14 protein-coding genes are annotated in these 11,569 nt (G+C 69.0%); 9 read left to right on the plus strand and 5 right to left on the minus strand.

The features are described 5' to 3' along the window. The first annotated feature begins 46 nt into the window (after positions 1 to 46). The 3 genes from VH88_RS06435 (at position 47) to VH88_RS06445 (ending at position 3,546) form a co-directional block, all read left to right on the plus strand. The gene (locus tag VH88_RS06435) at positions 47 to 763 is read left to right on the plus strand and encodes a response regulator (RefSeq protein WP_045810473.1); all 717 of its coding nucleotides are present in this window, start codon (positions 47 to 49) and stop codon (positions 761 to 763) included. Next, on the plus strand, positions 751 to 2,079 hold the full coding sequence (locus VH88_RS06440; protein WP_231576598.1) for a cell wall metabolism sensor histidine kinase WalK: 1,329 nt from the start codon (positions 751 to 753) through the stop codon (positions 2,077 to 2,079). The genes VH88_RS06435 and VH88_RS06440 overlap by 13 nt, the downstream gene beginning before the upstream one ends. 87 nt (positions 2,080 to 2,166) lie before the next feature. After that, a complete protein-coding gene (locus VH88_RS06445; RefSeq protein ID WP_052689512.1) occupies positions 2,167 to 3,546 on the plus strand; it encodes a serine hydrolase in 1,380 nt (459 codons plus the stop codon). Between the two features lie 63 nt (positions 3,547 to 3,609). Here the strand turns inward: VH88_RS06445 and ctrA are convergent, their stop codons facing one another. Further along, complete coding sequence (gene ctrA / locus VH88_RS06450) at positions 3,610 to 4,311, minus strand: response regulator transcription factor CtrA (RefSeq protein WP_017505852.1); 702 nt, start codon at positions 4,309 to 4,311, stop codon at positions 3,610 to 3,612. Positions 4,312 to 4,732: 421 nt separating this feature from the next. Between ctrA and VH88_RS06455 the strand changes: the two genes are divergently transcribed. From VH88_RS06455 to VH88_RS06465, 3 genes are all read left to right on the plus strand, one after another. After that, on the plus strand, positions 4,733 to 5,089 hold the full coding sequence (locus tag VH88_RS06455; RefSeq protein WP_017505853.1) for a hypothetical protein: 357 nt from the start codon (positions 4,733 to 4,735) through the stop codon (positions 5,087 to 5,089). Beyond that, positions 5,086 to 5,808, plus strand: coding sequence for a DUF6456 domain-containing protein (locus VH88_RS06460; protein ID WP_045810474.1), 723 nt, complete (start codon positions 5,086 to 5,088; stop codon positions 5,806 to 5,808). Before VH88_RS06455 ends, VH88_RS06460 begins: the two co-directional genes overlap by 4 nt. A gap of 108 nt (positions 5,809 to 5,916) precedes the next feature. Then, positions 5,917 to 6,657, plus strand: a complete 741-nt coding sequence (locus tag VH88_RS06465) for a hypothetical protein (RefSeq protein ID WP_045810475.1) — start codon at positions 5,917 to 5,919, stop codon at positions 6,655 to 6,657. A gap of 4 nt (positions 6,658 to 6,661) precedes the next feature. Here the strand turns inward: VH88_RS06465 and VH88_RS06470 are convergent, their stop codons facing one another. Next, positions 6,662 to 7,330, minus strand: coding sequence for a hypothetical protein (locus VH88_RS06470; RefSeq protein ID WP_039244703.1), 669 nt, complete (start codon positions 7,328 to 7,330; stop codon positions 6,662 to 6,664). Positions 7,331 to 7,391: 61 nt separating this feature from the next. Beyond that, positions 7,392 to 7,829 (minus strand): SufE family protein, encoded by a 438-nt coding sequence (locus VH88_RS06475; protein WP_045810476.1) that lies wholly within the window; start codon positions 7,827 to 7,829, stop codon positions 7,392 to 7,394. A 164-nt stretch (positions 7,830 to 7,993) separates the two neighbouring features. Here VH88_RS06475 and VH88_RS06480 point away from each other — a divergent pair, with 164 nt between their 5' ends. Further along, positions 7,994 to 9,703, plus strand: coding sequence for a HAMP domain-containing sensor histidine kinase (locus tag VH88_RS06480; RefSeq protein WP_045810477.1), 1,710 nt, complete (start codon positions 7,994 to 7,996; stop codon positions 9,701 to 9,703). A 79-nt stretch (positions 9,704 to 9,782) separates the two neighbouring features. Next, positions 9,783 to 10,046: a hypothetical protein gene (locus VH88_RS06485; protein WP_045810478.1), complete on the plus strand. Its 264-nt coding sequence runs from the start codon at positions 9,783 to 9,785 to the stop codon at positions 10,044 to 10,046. Here VH88_RS06485 and VH88_RS06490 read toward each other — a convergent pair. After that, the gene (locus VH88_RS06490) at positions 10,043 to 10,870 is read right to left on the minus strand and encodes a hypothetical protein (RefSeq protein WP_082064390.1); all 828 of its coding nucleotides are present in this window, start codon (positions 10,868 to 10,870) and stop codon (positions 10,043 to 10,045) included. The two genes, VH88_RS06485 and VH88_RS06490, sit on opposite strands and share 4 nt — an antisense overlap. 103 nt (positions 10,871 to 10,973) lie before the next feature. Here VH88_RS06490 and VH88_RS06495 point away from each other — a divergent pair, with 103 nt between their 5' ends. Continuing rightward, complete coding sequence (locus VH88_RS06495; RefSeq protein WP_045810480.1) at positions 10,974 to 11,303, plus strand: DUF1491 family protein; 330 nt, start codon at positions 10,974 to 10,976, stop codon at positions 11,301 to 11,303. Between the two features lie 61 nt (positions 11,304 to 11,364). Here VH88_RS06495 and VH88_RS16715 read toward each other — a convergent pair whose 3' ends face one another. Further along, positions 11,365 to 11,520: a BsuBI/PstI family type II restriction endonuclease gene (locus VH88_RS16715; RefSeq protein WP_369796269.1), complete on the minus strand. Its 156-nt coding sequence runs from the start codon at positions 11,518 to 11,520 to the stop codon at positions 11,365 to 11,367. Between the last annotated feature and the right edge of the window lie 49 nt (positions 11,521 to 11,569).

Consider the following 11,569-nt stretch of genomic DNA (forward strand, 5'->3'; position numbering starts at 1 on the left):
TGAGACAGGACGACAGATTGCGCGTCTTCCCGCTCGCCGAACGCCAATGTCCCAGACCTCCGTCGCCCCCGTCCTTCTGGTCGTTGACGACGACCGCGAGATCCGAAACCTGTTGTCCGACCATCTGGAACAGCACGGGTTTCGCACGGTGAAGGCCGCCGACGGCCGGACCATGAAGGCGGCGCTGGAGGCCGGGCCGGTCGATCTGGTGGTGCTGGACCTGAACCTGCCGGACGAGGACGGCCTGTCGCTGTGTCGCGGCATTCGGGCGGCGTCCAAGACTCCCGTCATCATCCTGACGGCGCGCGGCGATCCCATCGACCGGATCGTGGGGCTGGAGATGGGCGCCGACGACTATATGGCCAAGCCGTTCGAACCGCGGGAGCTAGTGGCCCGCATCCGCACCGTCCTGCGTCGCACGGGCGGTGAGGCGACGACGAGCGAGGGGCGGCACGCCGACTTCTCCGGCTGGTCGCTGGACATCGCCGCGCGGGCGTTGACGGCGCCGGACGGACGGCTGGCCCCGCTGTCGGGCGCCGATTTCGACCTGCTGCACGCCTTGGTCAGGAACGGCGGCAAGCCGCTGTCGCGCGAGCGGATCCGCGCCCTGTCCACCGTCGCCGACGCCGACGACCGCGCCATCGACCTGAGGGTCAGCCGCCTGCGCCAGAAGCTGGGCGGCGACGCCAAGGCCCCGGCCCTGATCCGCACGGTGCGCAGCCTGGGCTATATGCTGGCGGGGCCTGTGACATGGCGCGCGTGATGGGGGCGCGCGTAAGAAGCCGCCACGGCCGGGCCGAGGCCGAGACCACGCGGCTGTTCCTTTTGCTACTGGTCGGCGCCCTGCTGGCGGCGGGCGTGACCTTCGCCGCCCTGGGCCTGAACCATCGCCATCGCCTGTCTCAGGCCCATGACTTCACCACCGCCGAGCGGATCGTGGATCTGGCCGGCTCCAGCGACGATCCCGCCGCCGGCCTGACCGACGGCTTGCCGGACGCGGCGGGCCAAAGGCTGGGCGCGCCCGACCCGTCCCTGACCCACGCGGTCGCCGAGGCCCTGAAGCGGCGGGGCGTGGACGGGGTCTCGGTCAAGGCGTTCGAGGCCTCGGCCGGGGCGTGCGGCGCGGCGACCGATCGTCTGCGGTGCCGCATCCTGGTGCTGCGGCCGGTCAATCGCGCGCCCGTCCCGGTGGCGATCAGCCTGCCGCCAGCCCCGCGCCCGTGGACGCTCAGCCGCGAGGCCGCCGTTCTGCTGTTTGCGGGTCTGGCCGCCGTGCTGTTGACCGGCTGGATGGCGTCGCGGCTGGCGGCCGGTCCGCTGAACCGTCTGTCCCACGGCGCGGTCGCCCTCAGCCACGATCTCGACCGCCCGCCCCTGGTCGAGGAGGGCGCGCGCGAGGTGCGCGAGGCCGCCGCCGCCCTGAACGCCATGCAGACCCGACTGAAGGCCCTGATCGAGGACCGCACCCGCGTCCTGGCCGCCGTCGCCCACGACCTGCAGACGCCCCTGACCCGGATGCGGCTGCGCGTGGAAAAGATCGAGGACGAGGCTCTGCGCGGCCAGTTCATCAGCGATCTGGCGGGCATGCAGCATCTGGTCCGCGAGGGGCTGGACCTGGCCCGGATCGAGACGACCGTCGAGGCCACAACCCCCGTCGATCTGGACGCGCTTCTATCCGCCATCTGCGAGGACGCGGCCGAGGCGGGCCAGCCGGTCGCGTTCGTTCAGGGCTGCAACGCCGTCGTGCCGACCCGGCCCCAGGCTCTGCGCCGCTGCCTGACCAATCTGATCGACAACGCCGTCCGCCACGGCGGCGATGCGGCCGTCAGCGCCGTGCGCGACGACCATTGCGTGCGCCTGATCGTGCGCGACCGCGGGACCGGCGTGGCGCCGGATCAACTGGAGAAACTGTTCGAGCCCTTCTACCGCCTCGATCCGTCCCGTTCGCGCGACAGCGGCGGTTCCGGCCTGGGGCTGACCATCGCGCGCCGCATGGCCGAACGCGCCGGCGCCCATCTGGCGCTCGCCAACGCCGACGGCGGCGGGCTGGAGGCGACCCTGACCTTCCGACAGCCCTGACGAAAAGGTCGCGGCGCCTGCATCCGAACGCCGCGCTCGCCGCCTCTCTCTGAAAGCGTTAGCGTGACGCGTTCAGGAGACCGCCCGTTGCCTCAGTCGCCCCTCGCCCGCCGTCGCCCGGCCCTCCTACTGCTGGCCGCCAGCGCCCTGGCCCTCACGCTCAGCCCGCTGGCCAGCCGCCCGGCCGCCGCCCAGGATGTGGCGCGCATGGATCAGGTGATCCGCGCCTCCAGCGACGCCGACGCCTTCTCCGGCGCCGTCCTGGTCGCCCGCGACGGCCGCATCCTTCTGGATCAGGGCTACGGCCTGGCCAATCGCGAATGGAACATCCCCAACGACGGTGATGTGAAGTTCCGCCTGGGCTCGCTGTCGAAACAGTTCACCGCCGTCGCGGTCATGCTGCTGAACCAGCAGGGCAGGCTGGATCTGGATGCGCCGATCAAGACCTGGCTGCCCGACGCCCCGGCCGCCTGGGACGCGATCACCCCGCGCCATCTGCTCAGCCACACGGCGGGCGTACCCAACTTCACCCCCTTTTCCGACTTCGAGGCCCAGAAGACCCGGCCCGCGACGCTGCCGCAGTTGATCGCCCGCTTCCGCGACCGGCCGCTGGACTTCGCGCCGGGCTCCCGGTTCGCCTATTCCAACTCGGGCTATGTGCTGCTCAGCGCCATCATCGAGGCGGCCAGCGGCCAGACCTACGCCGATTTCGTCACCGCCAATCTGTTCCAGCCGCTGGGCATGGGCGACAGCGGCTATGACCGCCACGACGTGATCCTGCCCCGCCGCGCCTCGGGCTATGCGCCGGGCGCAGACGGCGTCGTCAACGCCGACTATGTGGACATGACCATCCCGACCGGGGCCGGCGCCCTGTATTCGACCACCCACGACCTGCTGAAGTGGGAACAGGGCCTGTTCGGCGGCCGACTGCTGAACGCCCAATCGATGACCGCCCTGACCACGCCGGTCCGCAACGGCTACGCCATGGGGCTGATGGTGTCCGAGGCCGACGGCAAGCGCCTGGTCTGGCACAACGGCGCCATCGAGGGCTTCAACACCTATATGGCCTATGACCCGGGCGACCGGACCGCCGTCATCGTCCTGGGCAATCTGAACGTCGACGCGCCGGACAAGCTGGGCGCGGCCCTGGTCACGCTGGCGCGCGGTGGAACCGTCACCCTGCCCAGCGAACGCCGCGCCGTCTCCCTCTCGCCCGAGGTGCTGAAGGCTTACGAAGGCGTCTATAATCTGGCCCCGACCTTCGCCCTGACGATTTCGGTCGTGGACGGCAAGCTGATGGCCCAGGCCACCGGCCAGCCGGCCTTCGCACTGACGGCGGAAGCTCAGGACGCCTTCTACCTGACCGCCGTCGACGCCCAGATCACCTTCACCCGCAACGCCGCCGGCGCCGTCGAGGGTCTGATCCTGCACCAGGGCGGCAGGGACATGCCGGCTAAGCGTCAATAGGCTCTCAACGCAAAACGCCCGCCGTCACCGGCGGGCGTTTCGAAATCGCGGATCGAAGGTCGATCAGGCGGCGACGGTGACGACGCCCTCGGCCGGGTCGCGCAGGACATAGCCGCGGCCCCAGACGGTTTCGATATAGTGTTTGCCGTCGGCGGCGGTGGCCAGCTTCTTGCGCAGCTTGCAGATGAAGACGTCGATGATCTTCAGCTCGGGCTCGTCCATGCCGCCGTACAGGTGGTTCAGGAACATTTCCTTGGTCAGGGTCGTGCCCTTGCGGAGCGAGAGCAACTCCAGCATCTGGTATTCCTTGCCCGTCAGGTGGACCCGGTGACCGTTCACCTCGACCGTCTTGGCGTCCAGGTTCACGGCGATCTCGCCGGTGTGGATGATCGCCTGGGCGTGACCCTTGGAGCGACGGACCACGGCGTGGGTGCGCGCGATCAGTTCGTCCTTGTGGAAGGGCTTGGTCATATAGTCGTCGGCGCCGCCGCCGAAGGTCTTGACCTTGGTTTCGATCTCGTGGCTGCCCGACAGGATCATGACCGGGGTGTTGACCTTGCCGACGCGCAGCTGGCGCAGGACTTCCAGGCCGCTCATGTCCGGCAGGTTCAGGTCAAGAAGAATGAGGTCATAGTCATAGATCTTGCCCAGATCGATGCCTTCCTCGCCCAGGTCCGTCGTATAGACGTTGAAGCCTTCCGACTTCAGCATCAGTTCGATGCTTTGGGCGGTTGCGTGATCGTCTTCAATCAACAGGACGCGCATACGTGCCCCTCCAGGCAAAAGCTTTGCGGTAACCACCCTGACACACGGCCGGGTAACCTTGTTCGCAAGTTAAGACGTGAAAACCTTAAGAAGGGTTAACGCCATCCAATTGAGGCGAATCTAGGCTGATTTGCGAATCGGCGTCGAGGGGCTGGAGTCAACGATTCGAAATTTATTAACCATGTTTGGGCGGCCTGGAGTGTGAGTGGTGATGCGTGACTCGTGAGTGGGCGACGCCGAAAGAGCGCATACGAACGCCCACTCACCACTCACCACTCACCACGCACAATGTCCTGCCCGCAACCGCAAGGCGGTTAAGCCGCCACGACCGATTTTGGCGCATAGTAGGACGATATTCCTATCGCGACGTCGCAGCCGCCTATGATGCCGGCGTTGAGAGTTCGTGAGAGGGAGACGTTTCGTGCTGGAGGACTATAGGGTGCCGGTCACCGAGGAGGATCAGGTCAAGGCCGGGCTGGCCATTCATCTGATCGCGGCGCGCACCGGCGCCCATCCGTCGCAGATGACCGGCCGGGGCCGTATGAACCCGCGCGCGGCCCGCCCGCGGTGGCTGGCCATGTATCTGTCCCACGTCGCCTATGGCTGGACGTTGGAGCGGGTCGGCCACGTCTTCGGCGTCAATCGCGCCAGCGTCGGCGCCGCCTGCCGCTGGGTCGAGGACGAGCGCGAACGGCGCAGCATCGACGACCTGATGAACGACCTCGAAGGCTGCATCCAGGGCCTGTATCAGTCGCCCCGCCTGGAGCTGCCGCAATGAGCCGGCTTCTGGAACGCGCGCGCGACCTGATGGCCAAGCCCGGCGCCTGGCTGTCGGCCGAAGGCGGCGCCTATGCCTTGCGCCTGTCGCCCGATCGCCGCAGCCGCATCAGCCTGACCCTGACCGAGACCGAGTTTCGCGCCCTGATCGACCAGCCCGGCCTGCGCGTGCGGCCCGGCGGCGGCTGGTCGGGACGCGCCCAGCCGGACCCGACGCCGTCCCCCACCCCTGCCCCCGCCCCCGGCCGTCCCGGCTTTGTGGCGGGCGAGCGCGACCTGATGCAGCCGGACGGCCGCATGGTCCGGGCGCGGGCCAATCTGGGCGAAAGCCCCATCGCCTGGCTGGCGCGGCGCAAGGACGCGTCCGGCCGCCCCTGGCTGACCCCGGCCGAGACCGCCGCCGGCGAACGGCTGCGGCGCGAGGCGGAACAGGCGAACAGGGGCGCCTCGGTCACCATGCGCTGGGACGCCCTGCCGACCGCCGGCTCGGGAACCGCCGCGCGGATGGAGCCGACCGACCGCGCCCTGTCCGCCGCCCGCCGCGTCGAGCAGGCGCTAACCGCCGTCGGCCCGCGCCTTCGCCCCATCCTGACCCGCATCTGCATCCACGGCGACAGCCTGCAACTGGCCGAAACGGGCCTGGGTCTCCGCCGCCGTCAGGGCAAGACCGTGCTGAAACAGGCGCTGCAGGCGCTGGCGGATCACTATAGGATCGGGTGAAGGGCAACGATCCCACCCGAAAAATCGCGCTTAACCATAACGCAGGTTTTTGAAATCCGCTGGCATATGGCATCTTCCTTGAGTTGTCCCGACACACGGAGATCGCCCATGTCCCGCCCCCTCGCCTGCCTGATGTCCTCCTTGATGCTGGCCACCGCCCTGCCTGCGGCGGCGCAGACGCCCGCAGGTCTCGGCGACCTAGTCGGCGCGCGCGCCGGTCAAGCTGAGGGCGAGCTGAACCGTCGCGGCTATCAGCCTACCGATCGGTCCGAAGTCGTGGGCGACGGGCGCATGACCTATTGGCGTAACGGCGCCGACTGCGTGTCGATCATGACGCGCGACGGCCGCTACGTCTCGATCAACCAGGCGGGCCGCAGCGAGTGCGGCTCGGGCGGTTCGGATCGCTCCAACGCGACGGCCATTGCGGCCGGGGTCGCCATCGTCGGCCTGGCAGCCGCCATCGCCGCTCACAACAACCGCCACCGTGACGCCGGCGCAGATCACGACAGGGAATATCAGCGCGGCTACGAGGCCGCCCTGCATGGCGCAGACTATGACGCCAATCACGAGACAGAGGGTTATCACGAAGGCTATCTGGCCGGGGAGGACGAAGGCCAGAACCGTCGCCACGCCAACAGCGGCTGGATGCAGAACGCCCCCTATGCAGCGCGCCAGGCCTGCTCGCGCCGCGCCGATGAGTTTCAGAATCGTCCCTATGGCTCCAGTGTGCCGATCGGCATGCGTGACCTCGGACGTGGTGAGTTCGAGCTGACCATGGCCACGGGATCCTACCGCTCGCTTTGCACCGTTACGGCGGCGGGCAACGTCCGGTCGATGGCCCCCTATTGACGCCTTAGATCAGGGATACGGGGACCAGGATCGCCAGCAGGTAGATCAGCGCCCGGATCAGGGCCAGGACGGCGATCACGGCGCCGCGCGCCTTTGACACGTTCAGCCGCCGGGCGAACCAGCGCGACTGCACGAAGAGGAACCAGGCCGCGCCGACGATCATGATCGCCGCGCCCACCGCATTGGGCAGTTCGGGCCGCTGGAAGATGGCGCCGCCGACCGAGACGAAGGCGACGCAGACGGCCGCCAGATAGCATTGCGCATAGAAGGGCGCGCGCAGGGTCTCGCGGGCGATACGCTTCTTCTCGTGGCGCAGCAGGGTGACGGCGGCGACCAGCGGGATCAGGCTGAAGGCCAGCGAGCGGAACAGGACCAGGTTCTGCTGGGACGCATAGACCACGCGGCTGAGGTCGGTCGCCTCGGGCGGCTGTGGCACATGCAGCGCCATCGACAGCAGATTGGTCAGGACGATGGTGGCCAGAAGGAACAGCGGCGGGCTGAGCGCGTCGTCATAGCGATGCTCCTCGCTGTCGCTCTGCTCGCGGTCCGAATAGTCCATCGCCGCCAGCGGCCCGCGCAGGATCCGCCACAGGGTCAGGGGATAGAAGACCAGCCAGCTGACCGCCTCGAAGAGAAACTCCTCGAAACTGCGCAGGATCTTCAGCAGGTCCATTCGCGCCCCCGGTTACGACCCCGCGATCGTGGGTCGCCGGGCCGGCGGTTGCAACCCCCGACTACTGAACCGCCAGCGCGGCCTCGCGGATGCGGCCGACCATGCTGTTCAGGCCGTTGGCGCGCTGGCGCGTCAGGGCCGAGGGCAGGCCCAGCCGATCCAGCGCCGCGCGGGCGTCGAAGGCGACGATCTCCGCCGCCGTGCGGCCGGAATAGAGTTTCAGCAGCAGGGCGATATTGCCCTTGGACAGGGCGCTGTCGCTGTCGGCGGCGAACCACAGCCGCCCGTCATCCTGGGTCGTCGCCAGCCAGACCTGGGCCGCACAGCCCGGCACCTTGTTGGCCTCGATCCGGTCGGCCTCGTCCAGCGGGGCCAGCCCCTTGCCCAGTTCGATGACGTATTCGATCCGCTGCTCCCAATCGCCCAACAGGTCGAAATCCTCGGCCAGTTCGGCCAGGGTCTGGTCCAGGGTTTGGGTCGGGCGCGTGCGGTCGGTCATGCGCCGCCAGATAGGCCGCGCGGCCGTTAACGACAACCGGCCGTTTTGTCCCCCGATATTCATGGTGAACGCCGCAATGGGGTTCGCCTCAGGGGGGAGCGGCCTCGCACCGACTCAGCCGCAGCCCTAGTCTGGGCGCAGACGAAAACCATGGCCCGCCCTTCTTGAAACCCGACGCTCCCGCCAGATTCGAGGACGACCCGACGCACGATGCGGCGTTGGGCGCCCCGCTGGTCGCCTTATGGCATGCGATCTGGGCGGTGGCGGTCGCTCTGACGGCGCTGGCGGCCCAGATGATGGACGGGCTGAAGGACGCGCCGCTGGCCGCCCTGCTGCTGATGGCCTTCCCCGGCGTGTTCGGCGTCGTGCTGATGGTGCGCGACAGCGTGGGGCTGAGGCTGGCGGTCATGGGCGGCTGGATCCTGGCCGCCACCGCCTCGGCGGGCCTGACCGGCGGCGTGACCGGCGCCCTGCCCGGCCTGATCCTGACGCCGTTGGCGGCGGGGATCGCCTTGGATCACGGCGTGCATCATGCCCGCGTCGGCGCCGATCGGTTGACCCGGACGGGCGCCTTTGCGGTGGCCCTGCCGCTGTTGGCGGGGCTGATCTCGACCTGGCTGAACGGGGCGGAGGCGCAAGCCCCCTTGCTGGCCGCCGTCTCGGGCCTGCTGGCCATGGGCGCGATCATCGCCGCCATGCGCCTGACCTGGAGCGCGCGCCAGCAACGCCTGGCCGAGGCGGAAGGACAGGCCGCCCGTATCGCCGCCCTGCTGGAGGATCAGCCGGCCCTGACCCTGCTGCTCGATCCGTCGGGCCGCGCCGTCGCCACCTGGGGCACGCCGCCGCCCGCCCTGTCGGTGCTGGCGCTGACCGAGCAGGGCCTGATCTCGGCCGTTCATGCGCCGGATCGCCCGGCCGTGTCCGCGGCCCTGGCCCGCGCCCTGTCGGGCCAGTCGGTCGAGGTCCAGTTCACCCCGCGCATCGCCCTGGACCGCCGCGTCGTCATGATCCTGGGCCCGTTCCAGCACGCGACGGACCGCCCGCGCCTGATCGCCCAGGCGTTCGACGGCACGGCCCAGTTCGCCCGCGAGCTGGGGCTGGAAACCGCCCGCGTCGAGGCCGAGGCCCAGTCGGCCGGCAAGACCCGCTTCCTGGCCAATATGAGCCACGAGCTGCGCACCCCTCTGAACGCCGTGCTCGGTTTCGCCGACATCATGCGCCAGAAGCTGTTCGGCCCGCTGCCCGAACGCTACGCCGGCTACGCCGACGCCATCCATCAGGCGGGCGGTCACCTGCTGGACCTGATCAACGACGTGCTGGACCTGTCCAAGATCGAGGCCGAACGCTACCAGCTGGCGATGGAGACGTTCGACGCCCGCGACGCCGTGTCCGCCGCCGTCGCCCTGGTCCGGCTTCAGGCGGACGACAAGGGGGTGGACCTGGCCGCCGTCCTGCCGTCCGAGCCCATCACGGTCCGCGCCGACGCCCGCGCCCTGAAGCAGATGGCGCTGAACCTGCTGTCCAATGCGGTCAAGTTCACGCCCGCCGGCGGCTCCGTCACCATCACCCTGGACGCCGACGGTCCGGACCTGGATCTGGCCGTCTCCGACACCGGCGTCGGCATCGCGCCGCAGGATCTGCAACGCCTGGGCCGCCCCTTCGAACAGGCCGGCGGCGCCGACCAGAAGGCGCAAGGCACCGGCCTGGGCCTGTCCCTGGTCCGCAGCCTGACCGAACTGCACGGCGGCCGCATGACCATCGACAGCACCCTTGGCGAAGGCGCGGCGGTGATGATCCGACTGCCGGTGATGGTGGCGGCGGGGTCGCTGGATCCGCAGTCGAACGAGGCGCCGCCTGAGACGGTTGAGGCTTGATCATCAGCTTTGGGTTGTGAGAGCGCGCGCGTGTCTCTAGCAGTCTATGCAGAACGCCATCGCGTCTTGAGGCCCTGATATGCGCACCAAGCTGAAGTTTGTTATGCCACTCGGCCTGACCGTGGGGCTGATTGGTCTGCTGCTAACGACGGCGCCGAGCCTGGACGGATCGGCCGCGACGCTGTTCGGTTGGACGCGGTGGCCACGAGAAGTCAGCCTAGTCCTCGTCACGATCGGGCTGGTGCTGGCGCTGTTCGGCCTAGCCCTTACCCTGCGTGGCCGGCTGAAGACTGCGAAACCGGATACGTCCAGCGAAGCCGATCCGAAGCGTCGCGCCCCCTAAACCTGCCCCATCGCCAGGAAGGCCCTACCCGCCGCGAAGTCGCCGGCTTCGAAGGTGGAGCGGGCGATGCTGCCGTCGCGGAACAGGAATTCGACGGTGAAGACCTCGCGCGGGTCCAACGCCGACAGGGCGTCGGCGGCGGCGGCGGGGAACATCCAGGCCTGACCGGCCGGGCGACCTTCGGGCAACAGCATCGCATCGGCGCTGGTCACGCCGGCGGCCCAGAAGGCGCGGCGTTGCGCGGCGGGCGGCAGGTCGTGCGACAGCCACGGACGCGGCGCCACCGTGTGGTCGCGCATCACCACCCGCACCCCGGTCGGGCGCGAGCGCCCCTGCCAGGACACGACGGCGGCCAGTTGATCCGGCCGGTCCATGCCGCCCACCACGCCGAACCGCACGGGCGAGGCGCCGGTCACGGTCGCCTGCATCAACCGCCAGGTCGGGCGCGCATAGGCCGCGCGGTCCGCGCTCCACTTTCGGCGATCGCCGGGAAACTCCATCCGCGTCGTGCGCGACCAGCCGGAAAAGGCGGTCCGGACCCTGCCCTGAACCGTCTTCAGATCGGTCGAGCCGCAAGGCGTCGTGTTCGCCCGCGCCCGCGCCCGCTGGGCCGTCTCGGCCAGCTGCCGGTCGCTGGATCCCGCGCGCAGGGCCGCGCCCCGCGCCTGCCAGGCCGCAGCCGTCAGGGCGGCGGTCAACTGCGGCTCGAACAGGCCGCAGCGGTCGTTGGCGGCCAGCACGAAGCTGCGCTCATAGAAGCGGTCCTGCGGCGCGGCGAAGGCTGCGCCCGAAACAAACAGGGGGGGCGTCGCGGCGATCAGCACGGCCGACGCGAAACCTCTGGCTTGCCGGGGGGAAAGGCCTATCCTCATGCCCCGACCCTAGCGCGCCAGGGTTGGGGTTCCGTGTTCGAGCAGGGTTAGCGAATTGCTTCTTTCCAGCGACCTGTGGGTCAGCGCCCTGATCCGCCGCGCCCAGATCGAGGGCGCCTATGCGACCGTCGTCAAAAAGGGCGACGCCCGCGCCGGCTCGGTCATCGTCAAGGCCTACGACACCACCACCCGCACCGCCCGCCTGTTCACCGAAGCCTTCGGCCCCGACGGCGACCGCCTGTGGATCCAGCCGGTGACGTCCGACAGCGAAACCGAACTGGACGCCTATATCGCCCGCCAGCGCGGGTATGACCCGGACCTGTGGGTGGTCGAGATCGAGGATCGGCAGGGGAGGCATTTCATCACGGAGACGGTGCAGGGGTAGATGGCCGCGCATTTCCTTCAAAGTTTGTTGGAGGGCTGCGCAGGAAGGCGACCAACTCCAGCTATAGCAGGGCTAGCTTACCGCTGGAGAACGCGACCAGTCGCTCTGGTTCTGCCGCGAACCACGCATAGCTTCCCCATGCCAATCCATCGACGGCCTTCTTGAACGGAGCGCGGCTCCGATCAAGGAAGGCCGTGACATAAGCGACGTGCTCCACTGGAAAACCAGCCTCAGAGGCCAACGTGATCCTCCCTCGGTTTGGTGGA

Source organism: Brevundimonas sp. KM4, from assembly GCF_000964075.1.
In the GTDB taxonomy this organism is placed as follows: Bacteria; Pseudomonadota; Alphaproteobacteria; order Caulobacterales; family Caulobacteraceae; genus Brevundimonas; species Brevundimonas huaxiensis.

Bases quoted from the DNA above. Each gene is read 5' to 3' on its own strand.
- VH88_RS06435 (WP_045810473.1), top strand. From the start codon at position 47: ATGTCCCAGACCTCCGTCGCCCCCGTCCTTCTGGTCGTTGACGACGAC.
- VH88_RS06440 (WP_231576598.1), top strand. From the start codon at position 751: ATGGCGCGCGTGATGGGGGCGCGCGTAAGAAGCCGCCACGGCCGGGCC.
- ctrA (WP_017505852.1), bottom strand. From the start codon at position 4,311: ATGCGCGTCCTGTTGATTGAAGACGATCACGCAACCGCCCAAAGCATC.
- VH88_RS06460 (WP_045810474.1), top strand. From the start codon at position 5,086: ATGAGCCGGCTTCTGGAACGCGCGCGCGACCTGATGGCCAAGCCCGGC.
- VH88_RS06465 (WP_045810475.1), top strand. From the start codon at position 5,917: ATGTCCCGCCCCCTCGCCTGCCTGATGTCCTCCTTGATGCTGGCCACC.
- VH88_RS06470 (WP_039244703.1), bottom strand. From the start codon at position 7,330: ATGGACCTGCTGAAGATCCTGCGCAGTTTCGAGGAGTTTCTCTTCGAG.
- VH88_RS06475 (WP_045810476.1), bottom strand. From the start codon at position 7,829: ATGACCGACCGCACGCGCCCGACCCAAACCCTGGACCAGACCCTGGCC.
- VH88_RS06485 (WP_045810478.1), top strand. From the start codon at position 9,783: ATGCGCACCAAGCTGAAGTTTGTTATGCCACTCGGCCTGACCGTGGGG.